At 32.6% G+C, this 23,720-nt stretch carries 20 protein-coding genes; 10 read left to right on the top strand and 10 right to left on the bottom strand.

Annotated features, from left to right (window positions below):
* Nucleotides 1-132: 132 nt before the first annotated feature.
* The 5 genes from EV196_RS13775 to EV196_RS13755 form a co-directional block, all read right to left on the bottom strand.
* A complete protein-coding gene (locus tag EV196_RS13775; RefSeq protein ID WP_132218354.1) occupies nucleotides 133-2,964 on the bottom strand; it encodes a gluzincin family metallopeptidase in 2,832 nt (943 codons plus the stop codon).
* A gap of 111 nt (nucleotides 2,965-3,075) precedes the next feature.
* The gene (locus EV196_RS13770) at nucleotides 3,076-3,765 is read right to left on the bottom strand and encodes an LOG family protein (protein WP_132218353.1); all 690 of its coding nucleotides are present in this window, start codon (nucleotides 3,763-3,765) and stop codon (nucleotides 3,076-3,078) included.
* Nucleotides 3,766-3,816: 51 nt separating this feature from the next.
* The gene (uvrA, locus tag EV196_RS13765) at nucleotides 3,817-6,666 is read right to left on the bottom strand and encodes an excinuclease ABC subunit UvrA (protein ID WP_132218352.1); all 2,850 of its coding nucleotides are present in this window, start codon (nucleotides 6,664-6,666) and stop codon (nucleotides 3,817-3,819) included.
* A gap of 131 nt (nucleotides 6,667-6,797) precedes the next feature.
* A complete protein-coding gene (locus EV196_RS13760) occupies nucleotides 6,798-7,265 on the bottom strand; it encodes a septal ring lytic transglycosylase RlpA family protein (protein WP_132218351.1) in 468 nt (155 codons plus the stop codon).
* 143 nt (nucleotides 7,266-7,408) lie between these two features.
* Nucleotides 7,409-7,783 (bottom strand): hypothetical protein, encoded by a 375-nt coding sequence (locus EV196_RS13755; protein WP_132218350.1) that lies wholly within the window; start codon nucleotides 7,781-7,783, stop codon nucleotides 7,409-7,411.
* Nucleotides 7,784-8,157: 374 nt separating this feature from the next.
* Between EV196_RS13755 and EV196_RS13750 the strand changes: the two genes are divergently transcribed.
* Nucleotides 8,158-8,682 carry a hypothetical protein gene (locus EV196_RS13750; protein WP_132218349.1) on the top strand — a complete coding sequence of 175 codons (525 nt, stop codon included), beginning with the start codon at nucleotides 8,158-8,160 and terminating at the stop codon, nucleotides 8,680-8,682.
* A 78-nt stretch (nucleotides 8,683-8,760) separates the two neighbouring features.
* Here the strand turns inward: EV196_RS13750 and EV196_RS13745 are convergent, their stop codons facing one another.
* Both EV196_RS13745 and EV196_RS13740 read right to left on the bottom strand, forming a co-directional pair.
* A complete protein-coding gene (locus EV196_RS13745) occupies nucleotides 8,761-9,480 on the bottom strand; it encodes a hypothetical protein (RefSeq protein ID WP_132218348.1) in 720 nt (239 codons plus the stop codon).
* A 154-nt stretch (nucleotides 9,481-9,634) separates the two neighbouring features.
* Nucleotides 9,635-10,234: an acyl carrier protein phosphodiesterase gene (locus EV196_RS13740; protein ID WP_132218347.1), complete on the bottom strand. Its 600-nt coding sequence runs from the start codon at nucleotides 10,232-10,234 to the stop codon at nucleotides 9,635-9,637.
* A gap of 172 nt (nucleotides 10,235-10,406) precedes the next feature.
* Here EV196_RS13740 and glmM point away from each other — a divergent pair, with 172 nt between their 5' ends.
* The 3 genes from glmM (at nucleotide 10,407) to EV196_RS13725 (ending at nucleotide 13,038) form a co-directional block, all read left to right on the top strand.
* Nucleotides 10,407-11,795 (top strand): phosphoglucosamine mutase, encoded by a 1,389-nt coding sequence (gene glmM / locus EV196_RS13735; protein WP_132218346.1) that lies wholly within the window; start codon nucleotides 10,407-10,409, stop codon nucleotides 11,793-11,795.
* Between the two features lie 30 nt (nucleotides 11,796-11,825).
* The gene (locus EV196_RS13730; protein WP_132218345.1) at nucleotides 11,826-12,344 is read left to right on the top strand and encodes a DUF3124 domain-containing protein; all 519 of its coding nucleotides are present in this window, start codon (nucleotides 11,826-11,828) and stop codon (nucleotides 12,342-12,344) included.
* A gap of 130 nt (nucleotides 12,345-12,474) precedes the next feature.
* Nucleotides 12,475-13,038: a DUF4256 domain-containing protein gene (locus EV196_RS13725; RefSeq protein WP_132218344.1), complete on the top strand. Its 564-nt coding sequence runs from the start codon at nucleotides 12,475-12,477 to the stop codon at nucleotides 13,036-13,038.
* Between the two features lie 52 nt (nucleotides 13,039-13,090).
* Here EV196_RS13725 and EV196_RS13720 read toward each other — a convergent pair whose 3' ends face one another.
* A complete protein-coding gene (locus EV196_RS13720; protein ID WP_132218343.1) occupies nucleotides 13,091-13,960 on the bottom strand; it encodes a lysophospholipid acyltransferase family protein in 870 nt (289 codons plus the stop codon).
* Nucleotides 13,961-14,023: 63 nt separating this feature from the next.
* Between EV196_RS13720 and EV196_RS13715 the strand changes: the two genes are divergently transcribed.
* Nucleotides 14,024-14,674: a rhomboid family intramembrane serine protease gene (locus tag EV196_RS13715; RefSeq protein ID WP_132218342.1), complete on the top strand. Its 651-nt coding sequence runs from the start codon at nucleotides 14,024-14,026 to the stop codon at nucleotides 14,672-14,674.
* 75 nt (nucleotides 14,675-14,749) lie between these two features.
* On the opposite strand, the gene EV196_RS13710 is transcribed toward EV196_RS13715, so the two are convergent.
* Nucleotides 14,750-15,547, bottom strand: coding sequence for a hypothetical protein (locus tag EV196_RS13710; RefSeq protein ID WP_132218341.1), 798 nt, complete (start codon nucleotides 15,545-15,547; stop codon nucleotides 14,750-14,752).
* 239 nt (nucleotides 15,548-15,786) lie between these two features.
* Here EV196_RS13710 and lon point away from each other — a divergent pair, with 239 nt between their 5' ends.
* The 3 genes from lon (at nucleotide 15,787) to cmk (ending at nucleotide 20,183) form a co-directional block, all read left to right on the top strand.
* A complete protein-coding gene (lon, locus tag EV196_RS13705) occupies nucleotides 15,787-18,237 on the top strand; it encodes an endopeptidase La (RefSeq protein WP_132218340.1) in 2,451 nt (816 codons plus the stop codon).
* Between the two features lie 107 nt (nucleotides 18,238-18,344).
* Nucleotides 18,345-19,364 carry a type IX secretion system protein PorQ gene (porQ, locus tag EV196_RS13700; protein WP_132218339.1) on the top strand — a complete coding sequence of 340 codons (1,020 nt, stop codon included), beginning with the start codon at nucleotides 18,345-18,347 and terminating at the stop codon, nucleotides 19,362-19,364.
* Between the two features lie 120 nt (nucleotides 19,365-19,484).
* Nucleotides 19,485-20,183, top strand: a complete 699-nt coding sequence (gene cmk / locus EV196_RS13695) for a (d)CMP kinase (RefSeq protein WP_132218338.1) — start codon at nucleotides 19,485-19,487, stop codon at nucleotides 20,181-20,183.
* Between the two features lie 126 nt (nucleotides 20,184-20,309).
* On the opposite strand, the gene EV196_RS13690 is transcribed toward cmk, so the two are convergent.
* Complete coding sequence (locus EV196_RS13690) at nucleotides 20,310-20,690, bottom strand: LysM peptidoglycan-binding domain-containing protein (RefSeq protein WP_132218337.1); 381 nt, start codon at nucleotides 20,688-20,690, stop codon at nucleotides 20,310-20,312.
* A 338-nt stretch (nucleotides 20,691-21,028) separates the two neighbouring features.
* On the opposite strand from EV196_RS13690, the gene rpsA reads away from it, so the two are divergent.
* Nucleotides 21,029-22,876, top strand: coding sequence for a 30S ribosomal protein S1 (gene rpsA / locus EV196_RS13685; protein WP_132218336.1), 1,848 nt, complete (start codon nucleotides 21,029-21,031; stop codon nucleotides 22,874-22,876).
* A gap of 287 nt (nucleotides 22,877-23,163) precedes the next feature.
* Nucleotides 23,164-23,703 (top strand): bifunctional pyr operon transcriptional regulator/uracil phosphoribosyltransferase PyrR, encoded by a 540-nt coding sequence (pyrR, locus tag EV196_RS13680; RefSeq protein WP_132218335.1) that lies wholly within the window; start codon nucleotides 23,164-23,166, stop codon nucleotides 23,701-23,703.
* Nucleotides 23,704-23,720: the final 17 nt, after the last annotated feature.

Below are 23,720 nucleotides of genomic sequence, written 5' to 3'. Positions count from 1 at the left end.
CGGTTTTTACAATTAAAAAAACAATACAATTAATTATGAAATCCTTAATAATTTAAAGCATTCATTTTTTTAAATTATTGATTTGTTAATAAAAATTATAAATGACTGGTAATAGTATAAGAGTTTTAACAATTAGTACCAGCGGCGTCTAAATAAACCTAAAAGTGCTTGTGGGTCTACGGTAAACTTAAAACGTATTTTTTGGTCGTAATTTGGCAGTCCAGTTTCCCAACCTAAATTGGAATAAATGGGTAAGTAAATTTCAAAGTAATCGGTAACTAAATTTATTCTAATCCCAGAATCATAAACAAAATGGGGATCATTAAATTTGTTTTTAACCAAACCTATATCACCATATAACAACACATATTTCCACAAGGTTGTGCTGGCGTTTGCAGTAGTAAGCCATTGATTGGCAAAAGGTGTATCTAATTTTGATTTAAAACCACCTTCGGCATCAATATATTGTTGACTAAAAATACCTGATTCTTCCGATCGTCCTAAATAGGGGTATTCAAATAAATAATCGGTGGGTCTATCTAATGCAAAACTGAAGTAATTGGAATTTGGGTCGTTATTGTTTTTTAAAAATGTACCCGCAAAAAAACGTAAGTTTAATTGCCTGTTACTTTCATATAAACGGCGGTATTCATAATTAAACGAGAGCTTACTAAAGTTTTTTGCAATTTGAACATCAGTATACCATTTACTGAAATTTATTAAGTTATCATCCGAATCAATATAACGGGCATTAAAAACGCCATAATTGGGTTCGTTTGATGTTAAAACGTTATTAATATCTTTATCTCTTTTAATATCTACATATCGTAGTGTAAGTGATTCTTTTTTATTTGAACGAAAATCGTTTTTCTCTCTAAAAAGAAACATTAATGATGGCGATAATTGCCTAACGAATAAATTTTCAGCATAAGAGGAATACCCGGCACTCATGCCGTAGTTAATGGCATAGAGATCGGAATTCTCTAAATAGTGCGTCATAAAAACAGCTGCAGACCCTGTAAATGTTTTGGATTTTAAAGAATATTGAGGTTCGAAACGATAATTAAACAGTTTTCTTAAAACGGTTTTGTTGTAAACTCTAAAACCAAGCGTAACCCCATCATAAATGTTGTTAAACTCAAGAATAGGCATAAAAAATACTTGGTTGTAATAGGGGTCTTCAATGTCTTGAAAAACTCTAAATTGTAATGGTTTATTATTAAAAAAGAATCCTTTTAACGATTTCCAATTGTCACGAGCATTAATTTCGGGTATAATGCTATTGTAATTTAAAACCAGTTTATTGGCATCATTTCTAGGGATGGTAATGGTTTTGTTTTCGGTTATGTTTTCAATCCAAGTTTTTGATATGATGCTATCATTATTTAATGTGTATAATGAAACAGGCATGCTGTTATTTTGCTTGTTTTTAATAGTTAAAGTAATAGAGTCTTCAGTTTTATGTACCTTTTTTATTTTAAAATCTATCTTCTTTCTGGTGTTCAAATAATCGGTAAAAAACCAATCAATGTTTTTATCTGTTTTTGATTTTATATAAGTTTCAAAATCTGTGGTTGAAACTGGTTTTAATTTGTTTTCAATAACAAATGATGCTAAGCTGTTTTCAACGACATCATGGTTTATAAAGTCATCCAAATATTTTAGACCTATTCCTGCTTTGTATTTATTGGCAATACTATTGTTGAATTTTAGCAACGAATCTTTTGCCATTGTTAAGGGCTGGTCTCTATTGGTTCTTGCCATTAGCATATAGGCCATGGTGTATTTTTCGTTAAATCTCATGTCGGCTGCATGAAATGAACGAATTCCCCAAACATCTGATAGGCCTCCTAAAAACTTCATATTTGGGTAATGCTCATCAACGTAATCAATTAAATAATACATTTGAATACCATCGAGCAACCATTGGTCGGTTCTAGGGTTTATAAGCAGGGTGTTTTCTAAATAGTTGCGAAGGGCTACTTTTAAAAGTTTCAATTCGTACTGAAAATGGTTGGGATATGGCTTGATGAAATTTGGTAAAAAGTTTAAACCATATAAAGGGTCTTTGTTGTAATCAATACTTGTTAAAAGAAGTTGATTGTGTGGATAATTTCCAAGTTTCTGTTGGATAAAAGTTGTTACTCTTTCAGTAATTAAAACCTTCTCAATCACGTCTAAACCTTCGTCATCCATATTGGATATAAGCGAAAAACCATCTTTTTGAATGGTATTGAATGTTGAAACTTTATTTAAGAACAATTTAGTGTTTAAAATATTTTTTCCTTTTAATTCAATAAATTGTTTATCAGTTGATTGTGATTGGTTACTTATATCTAATTCTGAAGTTAATTTGTAGCCTAAAGGGTACTCAATATCAAGATGCACATCGGCAGCCGGAATGTATAAATCGTCTAAATCTTTATTGCTGTAGTACTGCCATTGCCCATCGTAAATGGCAGGTGTAATATACCAATATCTCAAGTTTAAATCTCCCGTATTTGTAATACCATAACTTGTAAACTTATCGCTTGGTATTTGCACTATATATTCTAACTGAATGTTGTAAAACTCGTTAGGTTTTAATGGATTTTTAAGTTCAACCTTAATAATATCTAGTTGATTTTTTACTTGTTTAAACACTAAATCTTCACCCTCTTGTTTGATAGATATGATGACAGAAAAACCTCTGTCTTCATTTTTTGCTAAATGAAAAACATTTTTGTATTCGTCTGCCAAACGAATAGCTAGTGGTGTTTTTTTTGTTGAATAACTATTGTTCCAGTCGTTTAAATAAATACTTTGAAGCTCGTCTTGGGTTGTGTTTTGATATTGGATAGTTTGTGATATCCTTATTTGTTTATTTTCAATATCAAAAGCCGCCTTTAAATCAATTTTGTTTTGACCAAAGCTCGCATAACACATTAAACTGTATAGAATACAACTGAATACCTGTAGTTTCAATTTAATTTAAACATATATAGGATTAATAATTTAAAAGGCGCTGCAAGATAATAAAATATACTTAGCAGCTAAGTTTATCTGTTTATTTGGTTATTTGTTTAATGAAAAGTCTTAGAAATTAGGACTTAAATCAGATCCATTATAGAATGAGTCTAGGATTGCTACCACTTCATCTTCATTATCAACCAAATGAATTAAATCCAAATCTTTAGCACTTATATTTCCAAACGATTCTAAAAGTGTCGATTTTATCCAACCTAAAAGTCCTTCCCAGAATTTGGTGCCCACTAAAATAATGGGGAATCTTTCAATTTTGTGTGTTTGAATTAGGGTAATGGCCTCAAACAATTCATCCAATGTGCCAAACCCACCAGGCATGACCACAAAACCTTGTGAGTACTTAACAAACATGACTTTACGAACAAAGAAATAGTCGAAATCCAAGCTTTTATCAGAGTCAATGTATGGGTTATCATGTTGTTCAAAAGGCAATTCAATATTTAGGCCAACCGAGGTGCCTCCGCCTAAATGGGCGCCTTTATTACCAGCTTCCATAATACCCGGTCCGCCACCAGTAATAACACCGTAACCAGCTTCTACTATGCGCTTTGCTATGCTTTCGGCAAGTAGGTAATAAGAGTCTTCCGGTTTTGTTCTCGCAGAACCAAAAATAGATACACATGGACCGATTTTGCTAAGCTTTTCATAGCCGTTAACAAATTCGCCCATAATTTTAAAAATAGCCCAAGAATCGTTTGTTTTTATTTCATTCCAAGCTTTACTATGTTTTTCTAATCTCATATATGTTTATTCGTTTATTCGTTTAGTTGTTAATTTGTTTAAATTCAATTATCAATTATCAATTGCAAATTGAGCTAGTTCTTTCTTTAAAAACTTCGCAGTATAACTTTTTTTATGTTTAGCAACTTCTTCGGGAGTGCCTTCAACTATTATTTGTCCGCCACCTCTTCCGCCTTCATAGCCAACATCAATAATATGGTCTACAGTTTTAATAACATCTAAATTATGTTCAATAATTAATACGGTATTTCCTTTATTTGCTAGTTTATTAAGCACAATCATGAGTACTCGAATGTCTTCAAAATGAAGTCCCGTTGTAGGTTCATCCAATATATAAAATGTGTTTCCAGTATCGCGTTTGCTTAATTCGGTTGCTAATTTAATACGCTGTGCTTCACCTCCCGAAAGCGTGGTACTTTGTTGACCTAGAGTGATGTAACCCAAACCAACATCTTTAATGGTTTTAAGTTTATTATGAATTTTAGGAATGTGTTCGAAAAATGGCACCGCTTCATTAATAGTCATATCCAACACATCACTGATGCTTTTTCCTTTATAACGAATTTCTAAAGTTTCACGGTTAAAACGCTTGCCTTGGCAAGTTTCGCATTCTACATATACATCTGGTAGAAAATTCATTTCAATTACTCGTAAACCACCACCTTGACAGGTTTCGCAACGGCCACCTTTTACGTTAAAACTAAAACGGCCTGCCTTGTAACCACGAATCATAGCTTCGGGTATTTTAGCAAACAAACTTCTTATTTCGTCAAAGGTTTTGGTGTAAGTCGCTGGATTGCTTCGTGGTGTTCTACCAATGGGCGATTGGTTAATATCAATTACTTTATCAATATGCTCCAATCCTTTTATGCTTTTATAAGGCATTGGTTTTTTAACGCCGTTAAAATAATAAGCATTTAAAATAGGGTAGAGGGTTTCGTTAATTAATGTTGATTTTCCACTGCCAGAAACGCCCGTTACACCAATCATTTTTCCTAAAGGAAATTTAACTGATACATTTTTTAAATTATTACCCGTACAGCCTTTAAGCTCAATAAATTTCCCATTGCCTTCTCGACGTTTTTTAGGAATCTCAATTTGTTTAGTGCCATTTAAGTAATCGGCGGTTAAGGTGTGGTGAGTTAGAAGTTCTTGTGGTGTGCCGATGCTTATAATTTCTCCTCCATATTTTCCGGCTTTTGGGCCAATATCAATAACGTAATCGGCACGTTCAATCATGTCTTTATCGTGTTCAACAACAATTACTGAATTTCCAATATCACGAAGTGAAATTAGGGAATTAATCAATTTTTCATTATCGCGTTGATGCAAACCAATACTAGGTTCATCTAAAATATAAAGCACACCCACCAACTGCGAACCAATTTGTGTCGCCAGTCGAATGCGTTGTGCTTCACCACCCGATAGGGATTTTGAACTTCTATTTAATGATAAATAATCTAAACCTACATCCAACAAAAACTGTAATCTGGCTTTTATTTCTTTTAGAACTTCTTCAGCAATTTTAAATTGTTTATCTGAAAGATGTTTGTGCAAGTCGTTAAACCAAGCTGCTAATTCTACAATATCTGCATTGGCAAGTTCTGCAATATTTTTTTCGTTTATTTTGAAGTAAAGCGATTCCTTTTTTAAGCGAGATCCTTCACATTCAGGACAAACTACTTTATCCATATAGTCTTTTGCCCAACGTTTTAATGATGTAGATTCGGCTGTTTTATATTGGTTTTCAATAAAATTGGCAACACCTTCAAAATCTATTTTATAATCGCGGGTAACGCCCAATGTTTTACTTTCAACCGAAAATTTTTCATTGCCACCATACAGAATCATTTGTTTTGCTTCCTGTGGAATGTCTTTATAAGCATCTGTTAATTTAAAGTTGAAACGTTGTGCAATGGTTTCAAATTGTTTAAAAATCCAACTGCTTTTTTCTGGTCCATGTGGAGCTAAAGCACCCGCTTTTATAGAAAGGCTATCATCGGGAATAATTTTTGTTTCATTTACTTTATATAAAGTTCCAATACCATTGCAGGTATCGCAAGCACCTTTTGGTGAGTTAAATGAAAAATTATTAGGTTCAGGATTTGGGTATGAAATTCCCGAAGAAGGGCACATTAAATTACGGCTAAAATAACGTGTTTCGTTCGTATCTTGATCAATAATCATCAACACATCTTCACCATGATACATGGCGGTGTTAATGGTTTCCGTAAGGCGTTTATCATTATCTGAAGTACCGTCTATAACCAATCGGTCTATAACAATCTCAATATCGTGCGTTTTGTATCGGTCCAACATCATGCCTTTGGTGATGTCTTTTATCTCGCCGTCTGTTCTTACTTTTACAAAACCTTGCTTTCCAATTTGCTCAAATAATTCGCGGTAATGCCCTTTACGAGAGCGTATTACAGGGGCTAAAATATTAATGCGTTTGCCTTTGAAGTCGGCTGTAATAAGTTCTTTAATTTGCTCGTCGCTATAACTTATCATTTTTTCGCCTGTATTGTAACTATAGGCATCACTGGCACGGGCAAATAATAAGCGTAAAAAATCGTATATTTCAGTAATAGTTCCAACGGTTGATCGAGGTGATTTACTGGTTGTTTTTTGTTCTATGGCAATTACCGGACTTAAACCATCAATTTTATCAACATCTGGTCGCTCCAAGCCTCCTAAAAATTGACGTGCATACGCAGAAAACGTCTCGATATAACGACGTTGTCCTTCGGCATAAATAGTATCAAAAGCTAATGATGATTTTCCACTACCAGATAAGCCTGTAATAACAACAAGCTGCTCTCTGGGAATGGATACATCTATGTTTTTAAGATTGTGGACTCTAGCTCCTTTAACTTCAATAAAATCGTTGAATTGGCTCATAAATTGGCAAAAGCGCAAAGTTACAATTTTAGTTGTTAAATTCGTGTGAAGATTTATTTCAGATTATTAAAATGAAATATTTGAATGAAATTATAATTTTAAAAAGAGTTGCCTTTTGTTAATTTCCAGAATTAATCTTCAATAATATCGAGATGCACAGTGAGGTAACCCCGTAGTTTGTACTTGGCAATTTCCATAAAGGCAGCTTTCGATAAATCGATTTCCCTACCCTTAACAAACGGCCCTCTGTCGTTAACCGTTACAACAACCGATTCTCCATTAACCGTATTGGTAACTTTAATTTTAGTACCAAACTTTAGGGTTTTGTGTGCAGCAGTATATAGATTATTGTCAAATAATTCCCCACTTGCCGTTTTTCTGCCATTAAATTTATCGGAGTAATAAGATGCATGTGCATTTTCTTTAAAAGGGGTATAAATTACCAAAGAAGAATCTATTGTTATGCTATCGATTAAAACCGAATCGTTTTGTGTAATGTTGAAAGGAGTGGAATTTTGAATGAAATTACTAGATGATTTGAAACTGCTTAACATAATTAGCAATCCTATAAAACTTATAATTTGAGTCGTTAACTTCATCTATTTTAATTTATTTCATTCCTTAAAACGCAGGAATTGATTTTTAATTATACGGCCAATTTAACGTTTTAGCCTTCATGTTTCGAAAAAAAAAGCTACATCAAGTAGATATAGCTTTATTATGTGTTTGTTTTTAAATGTATTTAAGGATTTACCTTGGACATCTCACCAGAAGTAATTGACTTTTCATAAGTCGCTTCTACGTGTCTTAGAAACCCGAAAAATTTACTTTTGTCTTCATTTTCAATTAGAATTTTAGTGTTACCGTTGTCGTTATTTAATACCTCTTTAACCACAACACGTTTTCCATGTACACTTTTATAATTTGCAACATTACCACGTTTTGCAACAATATTTAATTGAGGAAAATCAATATGATTATATTTAACGTTTGATGTTGAATTTATAACTAAAACATCACCAATTTTTGGGTCGTTTTGTTTAAAATCTGTTGGGTTTGTGTTGTTTGCAAAAGAGAAACTACCTGCTAGCAATAATAAGTAAAAGATTTTTTTCATAGCTAAAATTTTAAATGATTATTAATGTTCGCCTACTAAAATAATACTGAGAAAATAATTTTTAAAGCGCTTTAGAAATATTTAACTTTTATAGAATTTTACAATAAAACGTGCCTACCCCTTAATACAATAGGGTAAGAATTTTTAAAAGCGCTATACTGTTATTTGTAGCCTATTTTATAATGACTTTCCTTTCTAAAATTTCATATTTATTCAATATTTGCCCTAATAAAATAGGGGATGAGTAAAATTGTGCTGTTTGTGATATTTAACAGAATATTAAGATGTTTAATTAATAATAGACAAGATATTAACTCTTATAATTTATTAAGATTTAGTATAATTGTAAACAGAATTTAAAACAGAATTTATATATGAAATTATTAGGAATAGGCTCAAGAATAAATCATGCTGAATACGGAAAAGGCGTAGTTACCAATGTAACATCACAACATTATTGGGTTACTTTTATAGAAAACGGATTGGAAACGATTGATTTAGATAGCAATTTTGAAGTTATTGAAGCTGCCGATGGTGATGTAGATGCTGTTAGCTTTTTTGATGTTGAAAGTAGCTTGGTAAATATTTTAAAAAAATGGAGCGATGCCAGTGAAGTTGTGCCCATTGCTGATAAATATAAAGGAGGAAAACTTATTTTAGAACCTGCCGATACTAATTTGAAACCTTATGAATTACCAATTGACACCTTTTTTCATAAAATAACCATGGTACGCGACCGTTTACGTGTTATGGAACAACGTATAAATGCCAGCGATTTGGATGAACAAGGAAAAATAGATTTACAGCAATACATTACCAGAATTTATGGGAGTTTAACCAGTTTTAATATTTTATTTAAATCCGATAGTCATCGTTTTGTAGGGCAGAAAGGGGGATAATGATTAGTTTTTAGTCGCAGTCTCATTTTTCATTGAAAATTCCCATCTCTGAGAAAAACTGAAACAGCGACTAAAAACTTATTTGGTTCCTTTAATGTGGCTTATTTCCAAATTAAAAACTCCAAACTCATGAAAACTTGGTAGTTGCGCACCACTTTCGGTGGTAACCCAATCGTTCCATGTAGCTGTTAAGCCATCAATAGGTAAAATATCGACCCACATTTGAAAACTTGTAGGTTTTCCGTTCTTATCAAAATGCCATAAGTATGAATCTCCTGGTGTTGTGCCACCAGAGGTGTAGGTTACCAAGAGGGCTTTTTTATTGTTTTCTAAGGTTACCAATCGGCGTTCAGTGCCTTTATCGAATATTTTATACGGAGCTACTAACCAAAATGAATCATTATTGAAATATTTACGGGCTTTTTCAATAAGTTCTTTTGATAAATCGTCGTCCATAACTTTAAAACTGTGAACAAACGCTTGGTTTTGAGACGCATCGTTTAAGTTGAGACTTACTTTATACTCTTTCCAGTATACATCGCAGGTGCTTTTATTTTTTTTCCATTTATAGTAATGTTTTCTTTTAAAAGTCCACTCTATATAATTGGTGTTTTTATATGCCTCATGGTTTAAAGCATCTAGCATTTTGTAAGCTAAAGCATCAGCTTCTGTGCCTTGAACGCCAGTAGGTAAATCTTCATTATATTTAAAATATAAAAAACCAAAAAACAGTAAACTGGGTAGTGTTAAAAACACAAGAGTACCCGTTATGATTTTTATAATTTTTTTTAATTTCATTTTAAGTAATTTCTATAAATATGGGTCTAAATTATTAATTGTTAACTAACTAATCAAAGAAAATGGCTAAAATCGGATAGCGGTTTGTTGTATTCGTTAATCTGCAAAGCGTTTTACATTTAATCTAAAAAAATAGAATTCTACCGAATCTTTTTTATTTCAAATTTAATGTTAGTTCTGCTAATTTTAATTTTGAAAAAAAGATGAGCTCATCAAAAAAAGATGAAAATTCATTTTCAAAATCAGAATAAAATTCTTCTAATTCTTTTACGGCTTCATTCATGCCCGAACGGTTTTTGGTTCGCCTATTCATGCCTTCTAAAACTCTAGAAATGCCATGTATGGAAGCATAATTTAGCAGCCAATTATCCGTTAGCATATAAGGCATCATTTTTTGAATGCGTAATGGAAGTATATCGTAGTGAATTTCTAAGGAATTATAAAAATTTCCAACATATTCATTTAGAGGAACATCACTATAACGACTCCAATTTTTTGCTAAAAAATGGTCATATAAAATATCTACAATAATACCTGAATAATGCCCATATTTTTCGTGTAACCGTTTGGTACTTAGTCTAACTGTTGGGTGCGCATCAGTAAATGTATCAATATTTCTGTGAAGTAAAATGCCAGTTTGAATATTTTTTTGGTATTTTTTATATGATTTACCTTTAATGCCATCGGCTATAAAATTCCCTATGGTAACTAAATCGTTTTCACCCGATAAATATATATGTGCTAAATAATTCATTTGTGAAATTTACGAATTCCTATTCACGAAAAACAATTTTGAAATCGTAAAAAACAATATGCTTATTAAATTAAGTACTAAAATAACATGGAATGATACCATATGACCTTTAAAAAACAATAATATATTTCATATGAAATGGTATATTTGTTTATCAATTTGAAAAAAATATATGACACTAATAAAATCAATTTCAGGAATTAGAGGAACCATTGGCGGAAACGTTGGTGATAATTTAACACCTATAGATGCTGTGAAATTTGCAGCAGCCTATGGTGTTTGGTTAAAGCAACAACGAGAAAAAGACACTTATAAAGTGGTTGTTGGTAGAGATGCGCGCATATCTGGAGCCATGATTCAAAACTTGGTAATGAATACATTGATAGGTTTAGGAATTGATGTGGTTGATTTAGGCCTATCTACAACCCCAACCGTAGAAATGGCAGTACCTATGGAGCATGCCGATGGTGGTATTATTTTAACAGCAAGCCATAACCCAAAGCAATGGAATGCTTTAAAACTACTTAATTCAAAAGGAGAATTTCTTGATGATGTTGAAGGTTCTAAAATTTTAGTCATTGCAGAAAGTGACAACATGAGTTTTGCCGATGTAGATAGTTTAGGGAAAATCACAAAAAATAAAGCCTATATAGATTTACACATTATTGAAGTTTTAGATTTACCATTGGTAACCGTTCCTGCAATTGAAGAAGCCCGTTTTAAAGTGGTGGTAGATGGCGTAAATTCTACCGGAGGTATTGCCATTCCGTTACTTTTAGAGCGTTTAGGGGTTGAAGTTGTAAAATTGTATTGTGAACCAAACGGACAATTTCCGCACAATCCAGAACCATTAAAAGAGCATTTAACCGATTTATCTGAAGCCGTTAAAAAACACAACGCCGATTTCGGAATTGTAGTTGACCCAGATGTAGACCGTTTAGCGTTTATGGACGAAAATGGCGACATGTTTGGTGAAGAATATACCCTAGTTGCCTGTGCAGATTACGTGCTTAGTAAAACACCAGGCAATACGGTAAGCAATATGAGTTCTACTAGGGCATTGCGCGATGTTACAGAAAAACATGGAGGTACTTACGAAGCGAGCGCTGTGGGCGAGGTGAACGTAGTTAAATTAATGAAAAAAAATAAAGTAGTTATTGGCGGCGAAGGTAATGGGGGTATTATTTACCCAGAATCGCATTACGGTCGTGATGCGCTAGTTGGTATTGCGTTATTTTTAAGTTTATTGGCAGAAAGAGGTATTTCGGTAAGCGAACTTAGAAAAACTTACCCAAATTACTTTATGAGTAAAAAGAAGATAGAACTAACGCCTGGGTTAGATGTAGACGGTATTTTAAAAGCGATGGATAATCGTTATCAAAATGAACAATTAACTACCATCGATGGTGTTAAAATAGATTTCTCTGAAAGTTGGGTACACCTGCGTAAGAGTAACACCGAACCTATTATTAGAATTTATACCGAAGCAAAATCGCAACAAGAAGCCGATGCGTTGGCAGATAAATTTATTGAAGAAATAGAAAGTATTGCAAAAAGCTAAAAATCACTCATAATTAAAAATAAATTAAACATGGAAAAAATAAATAAGCTAGTAGCATTAATAATTATTTCGCTTTTTATTTATTCATGCGATGAATCGAAAGTAGTAAGTTCCATTGATGCTACAAACTGGAAAAAGAGAACCGTTACCCATTCTTTAAGCGATAGTTTGGTGCACGGAAAAACCTATTTGTCTGTCTATTCTCAAATATACAGTGAAACCGAGCATAGAATACATAGTTTAACGGCAACCGTTAGTCTTAGAAACATCAATATCAATGACACTATTTTTATAAATAAGGCTATATATTACGATACCCACGGGAAGGCTATAAGAACCTATTTTGATAATCCCATTTATATAGCACCTATGGAAACTGTAGAAATAATTATTGATGAATCGGATAAAGAAGGGGGCACAGGCGCCAATTTTTTGTTTGATTGGAGCGTTAAACCAAATTTAAACGAACCTTTTTTTGAAAGTGTTATGATTTCTACATCAGGTCAACAGGGTATTTCATTTACAACCCAAGGAAAAATTATAAATTAGTATATTAACAGCAATAATAAAAATTTTAGTTATGATTGCTGTAATTGATATTCTTGCTTCTTATGCAGTACAAAGTATTTTGAGTGGATTAAGAGATTTTTTGTAATCTTAAAATAAAATCTTTCTTATTATGAAAATAAAAAAGGAGTTATCTTCCGAAGAACAAAACCAACTCATTGAAACATTAAAAGATCGTTTTGAAAAACATAAAAATCGTCATAAATCTATTTCGTGGGTTCATGTGGAAGAAAAACTACGTTCAAATCCCGAAAAATTGTGGTCGCTTAATCAAATGGAAAATACGGCAGGCGAACCCGATGTGGTTGATTATGATCAAGCGGCCAATGAATATGTTTTTTATGATTGTTCCGCAGAAAGCCCCGAAGGAAGAAGAAGCATTTGCTTCGATCCAGAAGCTTTAGAAGCTAGAAAAAAATTCAAACCAAAAGACAGTGCCATGGGTATGGCGACCGCTATGGGTGTTGAACTTTTAAACGAAACACAATACAGAGCGTTACAAAAACTTGGCAATTTTGACCAGAAAACATCTAGTTGGATAGAAACACCTGAAGAAATTAGAAAGTTAGGTGGTTCCCTTTTTGCCGATTTTCGTTTTAATACCGTGTTTATATACCACAACGGGGCAGAATCTTACTATGCAGGAAGAGGTTTTAGAGGTTCGCTAAGAGTTTAATCTATAATGAAAGTAATCTCTCAAATTGAAGTTTGCATCAATTAAAAAATTATTAACGAGTATGTTTCCAGCGCTTATGAGTCCAGAAATAGTATTCAGGAGCTTGATAAATTTGTTTTTCAACTTCTCGTAAAAACATATCGGTTAATTCGTAGTCTTTATAGTCATTTGGGTTTTCAGTTAGTGTAATAACTTCCGCCTCATAATAACCACGTTTCACTTTATTCACCTTTAAATAAACAGTTGTTAAATCTAACTTTTTAGCCAACCGTTCTGCGCCAGTAAAGCAAGGTACGTCAATACCCATAAATGTCCCCCAATATACGTCTTTTGTTAGTCTGGGAGATTGGTCACTTAAAAAACCAGTAACACTTTTTATCCCTTTAGCTTCCATATCATTAATAGTATGAATGGTTTCTTTGGTACTTATTAAATCGGTATTAAATTTTGAACGAATATCTTTTACCAATTTATCAAAATATCTATTTGCAAGCCTCTTATATACTGCCAACCCTTTAAAATTAACATAGTTTTGAATAACGATGGACCATTCCCAACTGGCATAATGCCCAAAAATTAAAATCACGCTTTTGTTTAAACTTTCCAAACGTTGAAATTCCTCGGGATTTAATATCTTAAAACGCTTTTTCAATTCTTTTTCAGAAATAGTCATGGTTTTTGCCATTTCTAAAAACATATCGCATAGATGCTTATAGAATTTTTTTTGAATTTTTTTTAATTCAGTTTCAGATTTCTCAGGAAAAACAAGTTTTAAATTGTTGTAAACTACCTTTTTACGATATCCAATTAAATAGTAAAGCAATAGATATAAACCATCGGAAACCAAGTAAAGTAATCTAAACGGAAGTATGGAAACCAACCATAAAATGGGATAAATAAGAATATATGCTAATAATTGCATGAAATAATTTTAGATTTGTAGCAGCAAATATATGCTAATTTTGAACTTAAACCTTGACACTACATGGGCAATTTAGATTTACTAACCGTCATTATTATAGCAGCAAATGTTATTATATCCTATAAGGGCTTTGGCGATTATGCTTTTTTTGATAAATATAAATTTAATGTAGGTGGTGTACAAAGAGGCGAAAAAATACGCATGTTTAGTTCTGGATTTCTGCATGTAGATACGCAGCATTTGTTGTTCAACATGCTAACTTTATACTTTTTTGCTGGCCCTGTTATTAATTATGTACAACCGCTTGGGTTTATTATTATTTATATAGTGAGCTTAGTTGCTGGTAGTTTACTTTCTTTATTATTTCATAAAAATGAATATCATTACAGTGCTGTTGGAGCTAGTGGAGCGGTTACAGGTATTTTATATGCCGCTATTTTGTTGCAACCAGGAATGAATTTATATATGTTTTTTGTACCTATTCCCATTCCAGCTTATTTATTTGGCATCGGATACCTATTATATTCTATTTACGGAATGAAAAATCGAGTAGGTAATATTGGTCACGATGCGCATTTTGGTGGCGCCATAGGTGGTTTTATAACCACATTAATTTTAGCACCTTATTTATTTCAAACCAATTTACTTATGATTGGTTTATTGTTAATACCCATCATTTTATTGTTTATTTTGAAGAAAGCAGGTAAACTTTAAAATAAAGCTTATCCAAAAAAACAAATGCTTATTCAAAATTAATGAATAAGCATTTGTTTTAAGGGTATTTGGTTATTATTCATAATAGAAGTTAATAGTTTCTGTTTGTTGTTCATCCAAAACCCCGTTATTATAATACTTGTTTATAGCTGATACAGGATAGTCATTTTCATTATATATATACTCAGATGTAGTGTGATTGGATTGTTGATCATATATTTCTTTATCGATAGTAATATTATTAGTGTTACCCATTATATATGGTCCAAATTCATTTTGCGATAAAAGATTTAGAACTTCGATGGCATGTACATTTTTAAACATTCCATTTTTATCATCGTAAGAATATAAATATTCAGTAACGTTATCATTATCTTTTAATTTTGAAATATTTTTTCCATCGAATGAAATTAACTCAGTAAAATAAAGTTCAGTCTGCGAATTATGGTCACCTGTGTAAACGTCATTTGTTATCGTTTTATCACTGTTATAGGTTAATACATGTTTGTATGTACTTTCTGGTAGACCAGATGAATCTAACCAATACTCTTTATATTGTACTAACACACCAACAGAGTTGTATTCTAATGTAACATAAGCACCAAGTTCACCATCCAAGAAACTCTCTTCTTTAACTAATAAATCACCTTCATAGGTATAAACGTTTTTGTAGCCATCTTCACCCTCAAGCTTAGTTAATTTGTTCTCATCATAGCTATAAGTTACTATATATTCATCTTCTGTATCTTTATCGTAAATTACTTTTTTTAATAATGTTGAATCGGTAGTTTCTTTTTCGGAATTATCCAAAGATTCGGTACTACAAGAAAAGATAGTAATGCATAATGTAAATAGTAATAATTGTAATTTCATTTTTATATTTTATTTAAGATTTAAGCCGCAATATAGAATTAAAATCCTACAATATTTGATTCTTTTAATGAAATTAGATGAACAGCATTGTATGATTGGCATGAGTATTGAAAACATATAATGAATAAATATGATACGTTTATTATAATGTATTGATATTCAGAACTATATTATTTTTTGTAAATTATTAAAAATTAAGGATTCAATTGTTTTTATGACAAATTGACCTAAATACATATATGAAAAAATCTAATTTTATATCTCTAGACAGTTTGTCATTACAGGATTTTGATGAGAATTCAGAATTAATCCCATTAATGACACCTGAAGACGAAGCAGAAATAAACAACGAAAAATTACCCGAAACACTACCTATTTTATCTTTGCGGAACACGGTATTATTTCCTGGGGTGGTTATTCCTATTACAGCAGGTCGTGATAAATCAATCCGATTGATTAACGATGCGAATAAAGGTAATAAAGTAATAGGTGTGGTGGCCCAAAAAGATGAATCGGTTGAAAATCCTTCGGCAAAAGAAATTCACGAAATAGGTACTGTTGCCAAAATTTTACGTGTTTTAAAAATGCCCGATGGTAACGTAACGGTTATCATTCAAGGTAAAAAACGCTTTAAAGTGGCTGAAGTTCTTACGGAAGATCCCTATATGAATGCTACCGTTAGAGACATTCCAGAGGCAAGACCTGCACAAAAAAATAAGGAATTTTTAGCTATTATTGAATCTATTAAAGAATTAGCACTTAGTATTATTAAGGAAAGCCCGAATATTCCAAGTGAGGCGTCTTTCGCAATAAAAAATATTGAAAGTGATTCTTTTTTAATCAATTTTGTGTCATCAAATATGAATCTTTCAGTTGATGAAAAACAAGCACTTTTAGAAATTGACGATCTTAAAAAACGTGCACTTGCAACACTTAAGTTTATGAATGTCGAGTTTCAAAAATTGGAACTTAAAAATGATATTCAGTCTAAAGTGCAGATGGATATGAGTCAGCAACAACGCGAATATTTCTTGCATCAACAAATGAAAACCATTCAAGAGGAATTGGGTGGTGTTAACCATGACGAAGAAGTTGAGGAAATGCGTTTACGTGCCGATGAAAAAGTTTGGGATGAAAAAGTAGCTAAACATTTTGAAAAAGAACTTGCTAAAATGCAACGCATGAACCCGCAAGTGGCAGAATATTCCATACAGCGTAATTATTTGGAACTTTTTTTAGATTTACCTTGGAATGAATTCAGCAAAGATAAATTCGATTTAAAACGCGCCATGAGAATTCTGGACCGCGATCATTTTGGTTTGGAAGATGTAAAACGACGCATAATTGAATATCTAGCGGTCTTAAAATTGCGTAACGACATGAAATCGCCCATTTTATGTTTGTACGGTCCTCCGGGAGTTGGTAAAACATCTTTAGGAAAATCGATTGCAGAAGCGTTGGGTAGGGAATATGTACGTATTTCGTTAGGTGGTTTGCGTGATGAAGCGGAGATTCGAGGCCATAGAAAAACCTATATTGGTGCTATGCCGGGGCGTATTATTCAAAGTTTAAAAAAGGCGGGAACATCCAATCCGGTGTTTGTTTTAGATGAAATTGATAAATTATCGAATTCACATCAAGGAGATCCTTCTTCAGCAATGCTTGAAGTGTTAGACCCGGAACAAAATAGTGAGTTTTATGATAACTTTTTAGAAATGGGTTACGACCTTTCTAAAGTCATGTTTATTGCTACTTCAAATAGCTTGTCAACCATTCAGCCAGCACTGAGAGACCGTATGGAAATTATCAACGTAACTGGTTATACTATTGAAGAAAAGGTTGAAATTGGGAAACGCCATTTACTTCCTAAGCAATTAAAAGAACACGGCTTAACCGATGCTAACCTTAAAATTGGCAAAGCACAATTAGAAAAAATTGTTGAAGGTTATACGCGAGAATCTGGTGTGCGTGGATTGGAAAAACAAATCGCAAAAATGGTGCGACATTCTGCCAAAAACATTGCGATGGAAGAAGATTACAATATAAAAGTAACTAACGAAGATGTTATTGAAGTATTGGGCGGCCCTAAAATGGAACGTGATAAATATGAAAATAATAATGTTGCGGGTGTGGTTACTGGTTTAGCATGGACGAGTGTTGGTGGTGATATTTTGTTCATAGAATCTATTCTTTCAAAAGGAAAAGGTACCATGACCATTACAGGTAATTTAGGTACGGTTATGAAAGAATCGGCAACTATTGCTATGGAATATATTAAATCGAACGCTGATGAATTTGGAATTAATTCGGATGTTTTTGAAAAATATAATGTGCATATTCACGTACCAGAAGGTGCAACACCAAAAGACGGACCCAGTGCGGGCGTTACGATGTTAACCTCATTAGTATCTTTATTCACGCAAAGAAAAGTGAAGAAAAGTTTAGCGATGACGGGCGAAATTACATTGCGTGGAAAAGTGCTTCCTGTTGGTGGTATTAAAGAAAAAATTCTGGCGGCAAAACGTGCTCGAATTAAAGAAATATTGCTTTGTGAAGAAAACCGACGCGATATTGAAGAAATAAAACCAGATTATGTAAAAGGATTAACGTTTCATTACGTATCCGATATGAGTGATGTTATAAAGTTAGCGCTCACAAATCAAAAGGTTGCAAAAGCAAAGACACTTTAAAAAGTTAAGCTAAAAGACCTCGATTCACTTCGAGGTTTTTTTATGATTTAAAATAAAAGATTCATACAACCGTTTTAAGATAGATTTACTTACTTTGTGTCGTAAATATGCTGAAGAAAATTATTGCTACTTTTTGTTTGTTTTTTACGAGCTTAACCTATGCACAGGTTGGAGGTGAATCTACCTATCAATTCCTGAATTTGGTGTCGTCTCCTCGTCAAGCAGCTTTGGGAGGTAAGGTACTAACTATAGTAGATTACGATGTAACACAGGCGCTCTATAATCCAGCAACCATAAATGTTGATATGGATAACCAATTGGCATTAAATTACTCTAGTTATTTGGGTGGTATTAGTTACGGTACAGCGGCTTACGCCTATACGGTTGATAGACGCACACAAACTTTTCATGCTGGTATAACCTATATTAATTATGGCTCGTTTGATGGTTATGATGAAGATGGAAATTCAACAGGTACCTTTACAGGAAATGAAGCGTCTTTATCTTTTGGTTATGCAACTCAAATTGGATATTCCGATTTTTATCTGGGTGCAAATGCAAAATTAATTACTTCTAACTTAGAACAATATAATTCACTTGGTGCAGCTGTAGATATCGGTTTACTTTACATTAATGAATATTTAGATTTTCATGCAGCTTTAGCAATTCGAAATTTCGGAACTCAAATTACAACCTATGCAGGTTTAAATGAAAAATTGCCTTTTGAAGTCGATTTTGGTATGTCGCAAAGTTTAGAAAATGTACCCATTCGTTGGCATATTACTTTAGAAAATTTACAGGAATGGCCCATTGCACGACCAAATCCAGCGAGAACAACTAGCGATTTAAGTGGCAATCAAACAGATGAAAAAATTGGTTTTTTAGGTCAGGTAATGCGTCACAGTATTTTTGGTGCTGAGATTTTTCCTGAAGGCGGATTCAACATCCGACTAGGATATAATTTTAGAAGAGCCGAAGAATTAAGAATTGTAGACCAACGAAATTTTTCAGGCTTATCAGCTGGTTTTTCAATAAAAATGAATAAAATGCGATTTAGTTATACGCATGCTAAATATACAAGTGCCGCCAATTCAAACTTTTTTGGTTTGCAAATAGATTTGCAGTAAAAAAGTTTATGAGTTTATGAGTTTATCAGTTTATCAGTTCATCAGTTTATCAGTTTATCAGTTCATCAGTTTAAAAGTGCCAAATTAATATCGAATATAACATCATAACCCTACATCAAAATGAAAAACATCACTATCGCCATAGACGGGTTTTCTTCCACAGGAAAAAGTACAGTAGCCAAACAAATAGCAAAACATTTAGGCTATGTTTATGTAGATTCTGGGGCGATGTACAGAGCAGTTACTTACTATGCCATGCAAAATGGATTTATTGACGACAAACATTTTAACGTAGAAGGTTTAGTTGCTAAGTTAAACACCATCAATATTAGTTTCAAGTTTAATAATGCAATGGGTTTTGCAGAAGTATATTTGAATGGTGTTAATATTGAAAACGACGTTCGCACGTTAGAAGTATCAGGCTTTGTTAGTAAAGTGGCCGAAATATCTGAAGTTCGCCAAAAATTAGTAGAAAAACAACAGCAATTAGGAAAAGATGGGGGCGTGGTTATGGACGGTCGAGATATTGGAACCGTTGTGTTTACTGATGCTGAACTTAAATTATTTATGACTGCTTCTGCAGAAACCAGAGCACAAAGACGTTATTCAGAATTAATTGAAAGGGGTGATGATGTTACTTATGAAGCAGTTTTAAAAAACGTTCAAGAACGTGATTATATTGATACAAACCGAGAAGATTCACCTTTAAGAAAAGCCAAAGACGCTATTCAAATTGATAATTCAAATATGAGTTTGCAAGAGCAGTTTGATAAAATATTAAAGCTAGCAAAAACAACATTAGAAAGTTCAGTAAAATAATAAATTACATGAGCCACGAATACACCAATGTTTTTTGTTGAATCATCTAATCAATATTCGTCAATTCGTGGCAAAAAAAAAGACGAACCTTTCGATTCGTCTTTCTAAATAATTTTATTGTAATTCTTATATATTAGGAATCACTAATTCTTGCCCTGGGTGAATTAAATCTGGGTTTTTCAAAATACTAGTATTTGCTTCAAAAATAGCATTGTATTTTGAGGCGTTATCATAATATTGTTTTGCAATTTTTCCTAAAGTTTCACCACTTTTTACAGTGTGTTTTGCATAAATGCTTTCATCAGCAACTGTAATGTTCGCTTTAATATCGCTTGGGTTTTCACCACCTATTTCTTTTATTTTATCCCAAATTATGTTTTTTTCATAAGGTGTGTTTGCCGTTCCTTTTACTTTTAAAACGCCGTTTTCTTCTGTTACATCACCATTTTGAATGTTTAGTTTTTCTCCTAAATCTAAAACCGATTGGTATTTTGCTTTTACTGCCATAATTATAAATATTTTAATAGTTTATTCTGTTTAAATATACTGAATTATTCAGCCATATTTTATTAATTTAAAGTTAACTTTTGTGCTTTGATATTTAGACACTAAAAGGAAACAAAAGTCACATTAATTTCATTCACTCATTTTTAGGTAATTACCCTAATAATATGTATTTTTGCACTCCTTTTAGCAAATCGTCGGAAAGATAAAAGGAACGAGAAACAAAAAACAATAACACTTCTGTGTGTAAATTGCTTAAATCTTCCGAAGCATACAGAATACAAAACAAATGTAGCTAGGACCATAATAGAATGATTCCTAGCACATTTCAAATTATTTAAATGGCTGAAAAAGCAAATCAAGTTGAAGTTGAAGCAACTAACGCTCCAACAGTAGAGGCTCCAGTAGTATCTGAAGCTAAAGCAAATCCTGAAAAATTCTTAAAAGACTTTAACTGGCACAATTACCAAGAAGGTATTGATGAAGTTGATGAAAAACAATTACAAGAATTTGAAAAATTAGTAGCAGAAAATTTCGTTGACACATTAAACGATGAAGTTGTTGAAGGTACTGTAGTTCACATTTCTGATAGAGATGCGATTATTGATATCAATGCAAAATCTGAAGGTGTTATTTCTTTAAACGAATTTCGTTACAACCCAAGTTTAGCAGTTGGTGACAAAGTAGAAGTATTAATTGATGTTCGTGAAGATGCAACTGGACAATTAGTATTATCTCACAGAAAAGCTCGTGTAATCAAAGCATGGGATCGCGTTATTAAAGCTAATGAAACTGGCGAAATCGTTAATGGTTTTGTTAAATGTAGAACTAAAGGTGGTATGATTGTAGATGTATTCGGTATCGAAGCATTCTTACCAGGTTCTCAAATTGACGTTAAACCAATTAGAGATTACGATCAGTACGTAAATAAAACTATGGAATTTAAAGTTGTGAAAATCAACCACGAATTCAAAAACGTAGTAGTATCTCATAAAGCGCTTATTGAAGCTGATATTGAAGTACAGAAAAAAGAAATTATTGGTCAATTAGAAAAAGGTCAAGTATTAGAAGGTATTGTTAAAAATATTACTTCTTACGGTGTATTCATCGATCTTGGTGGTGTAGATGGTTTAATCCACATTACCGATTTATCTTGGTCTCGTATCAATCATCCAAACGAGATTGTAGAATTAGATCAAAAACTTAACGTGGTAATCCTTGATTTTGATGAAAACAAATCAAGAATCCAATTAGGTCTTAAACAATTATCTAAACACCCATGGGAAGCATTAGCTGATACGGTTGCTGTTGGAGATAAAGTTAAAGGTAAAGTAGTTGTTATTGCCGATTACGGTGCATTTATTGAAGTTGCAGATGGTGTTGAAGGTTTAATCCACGTTTCTGAAATGTCTTGGTCTACACACTTACGTTCGGCTCAAGATTTCGTAAATGTTGGTGATGAAGTTGAAGCAGTTATCTTAACTTTAGATAGAGAAGATCGCAAAATGTCTTTAGGTATTAAACAATTAACTTCAGATCCTTGGACAGATATTACAACTAAATACCCATTAGGTTCTAAACACACAGGTATCGTTCGTAACTTTACAAACTTTGGTGTTTTCGTTGAATTAGAAGAAGGTATCGATGGATTAATTTACATCTCAGATTTATCTTGGACTAAGAAAATCAAACACCCATCTGAATTCTGTGCAGCTGGAGATAAATTAGAAGTTATCGTATTAGAGTTAGATGTTGAAGGACGTAAATTATCTTTAGGTCACAAACAAACAACTGTAAATCCTTGGGATGCTTACGAAACTGATTTCGCTTTAGAAACTGTTCACTCAGGAACTATTTCAGAAATCGTTGATAAAGGAGCTACTGTAGAATTTAACGAAGATATCGTTGCATTCATTCCTACACGTCACCTTGAAAAAGAAGATGGTAAGAAATTAGCAAAAGGAGAAACTGCTGAATTCAAAATTATTGAATTTAATAAAGAGTTTAAACGTGTTGTAGCATCTCACACTGCTATTTTTAAAGCAGAAGAAATTGCAAACGTAAAAGCTGCTGCTAAGAAAATAGAAGCACAAGCTGCCGAAGCAAAACCAACTTTAGGTGATGCTAACGAAGCTTTACAAGCTCTTAAAGATAAAATGGATGGTAAAGCAGCAAAAAGCAAAAAATAATTTGCGGTTTTAAGCTAAAAATTCATTTATAAAATTAAAGCCTTCAAGAAATTGGAGGCTTTTTTTTATTTAAATATTTTGGGCGTGCCCCTAAAGGGTCGGGCTATCCGTTGCAATCTTTTTATTCGTGCCTCATAAAAAGGATTTTCACTGCTATCCCTCACGCACTATCCAAAGAACAGTCATTATTTATTAAGGTTATAAAACTTTCACAAGTATCAATTATTTATATTTCAATTTCTAATATTTTACATTACATTTGTAACCCGAATACGTTTGGATAGCATATGAGTCAAAAAGTTTTACTTAACGAAAAAGAGGTAAACATCATTCTTCACCGATTGGCTTGTCAACTTATTGAAAAACATAACGACTTCTCTAACACCGTTCTTATTGGTTTACAGCCACGTGGCGTGTTTTTAGCCGATAGAATAGCTAAAATATTACGAGAAGATTATAAAGTTAAAAACATTCAATTAGGACATTTAGATATCACTTTTTTTAGAGACGATTTTCGAAGAGGCGAAAAGCCACTAGAAGCCAACGCCACTCAAATTAATTTTTTAGTTGAAGATAAAAACGTTGTTTTTATTGATGATGTATTGTATACCGGAAGAAGTATTCGTGCTGCATTAACGGCCATTCAATCGTTTGGTAGACCCAATGAAATTGAACTTTTAACGCTTATTGATAGGCGTTTTAGCAGGCATTTACCCATTCAGCCAAATTACAGAGGCAGACAAGTAGATGTTATAAATAATGAAAAGGTAAAAGTAAACTGGAAAGAATATGATAATGAAGATTCCGTTTACTTAATAGAAAAATAGAAATCAATTGATAATGA

The organism is Mariniflexile fucanivorans, assembly GCF_004341235.1.
Taxonomy (GTDB): domain Bacteria; phylum Bacteroidota; class Bacteroidia; order Flavobacteriales; family Flavobacteriaceae; genus Mariniflexile; species Mariniflexile fucanivorans.
Note: the sequence above shows the minus strand (reverse complement) of the source record. Positions and strands in the feature narration are given on the sequence as shown.

Bases quoted from the DNA above. Each gene is read 5' to 3' on its own strand.
- EV196_RS13740 (WP_132218347.1), bottom strand. From the start codon at position 10,234: ATGAATTATTTAGCACATATATATTTATCGGGTGAAAACGATTTAGTT.
- EV196_RS13755 (WP_132218350.1), bottom strand. From the start codon at position 7,783: ATGAAAAAAATCTTTTACTTATTATTGCTAGCAGGTAGTTTCTCTTTT.
- porQ (WP_132218339.1), top strand. From the start codon at position 18,345: ATGCTGAAGAAAATTATTGCTACTTTTTGTTTGTTTTTTACGAGCTTA.
- pyrR (WP_132218335.1), top strand. From the start codon at position 23,164: ATGAGTCAAAAAGTTTTACTTAACGAAAAAGAGGTAAACATCATTCTT.
- EV196_RS13715 (WP_132218342.1), top strand. From the start codon at position 14,024: ATGGGCAATTTAGATTTACTAACCGTCATTATTATAGCAGCAAATGTT.
- EV196_RS13720 (WP_132218343.1), bottom strand. From the start codon at position 13,960: ATGCAATTATTAGCATATATTCTTATTTATCCCATTTTATGGTTGGTT.
- EV196_RS13690 (WP_132218337.1), bottom strand. From the start codon at position 20,690: ATGGCAGTAAAAGCAAAATACCAATCGGTTTTAGATTTAGGAGAAAAA.
- rpsA (WP_132218336.1), top strand. From the start codon at position 21,029: ATGGCTGAAAAAGCAAATCAAGTTGAAGTTGAAGCAACTAACGCTCCA.
- uvrA (WP_132218352.1), bottom strand. From the start codon at position 6,666: ATGAGCCAATTCAACGATTTTATTGAAGTTAAAGGAGCTAGAGTCCAC.
- EV196_RS13770 (WP_132218353.1), bottom strand. From the start codon at position 3,765: ATGAGATTAGAAAAACATAGTAAAGCTTGGAATGAAATAAAAACAAAC.
- lon (WP_132218340.1), top strand. From the start codon at position 15,787: ATGAAAAAATCTAATTTTATATCTCTAGACAGTTTGTCATTACAGGAT.
- EV196_RS13725 (WP_132218344.1), top strand. From the start codon at position 12,475: ATGAAAATAAAAAAGGAGTTATCTTCCGAAGAACAAAACCAACTCATT.
- cmk (WP_132218338.1), top strand. From the start codon at position 19,485: ATGAAAAACATCACTATCGCCATAGACGGGTTTTCTTCCACAGGAAAA.
- EV196_RS13750 (WP_132218349.1), top strand. From the start codon at position 8,158: ATGAAATTATTAGGAATAGGCTCAAGAATAAATCATGCTGAATACGGA.
- glmM (WP_132218346.1), top strand. From the start codon at position 10,407: ATGACACTAATAAAATCAATTTCAGGAATTAGAGGAACCATTGGCGGA.
- EV196_RS13760 (WP_132218351.1), bottom strand. From the start codon at position 7,265: ATGAAGTTAACGACTCAAATTATAAGTTTTATAGGATTGCTAATTATG.
- EV196_RS13730 (WP_132218345.1), top strand. From the start codon at position 11,826: ATGGAAAAAATAAATAAGCTAGTAGCATTAATAATTATTTCGCTTTTT.
- EV196_RS13745 (WP_132218348.1), bottom strand. From the start codon at position 9,480: ATGAAATTAAAAAAAATTATAAAAATCATAACGGGTACTCTTGTGTTT.
- EV196_RS13710 (WP_132218341.1), bottom strand. From the start codon at position 15,547: ATGAAATTACAATTATTACTATTTACATTATGCATTACTATCTTTTCT.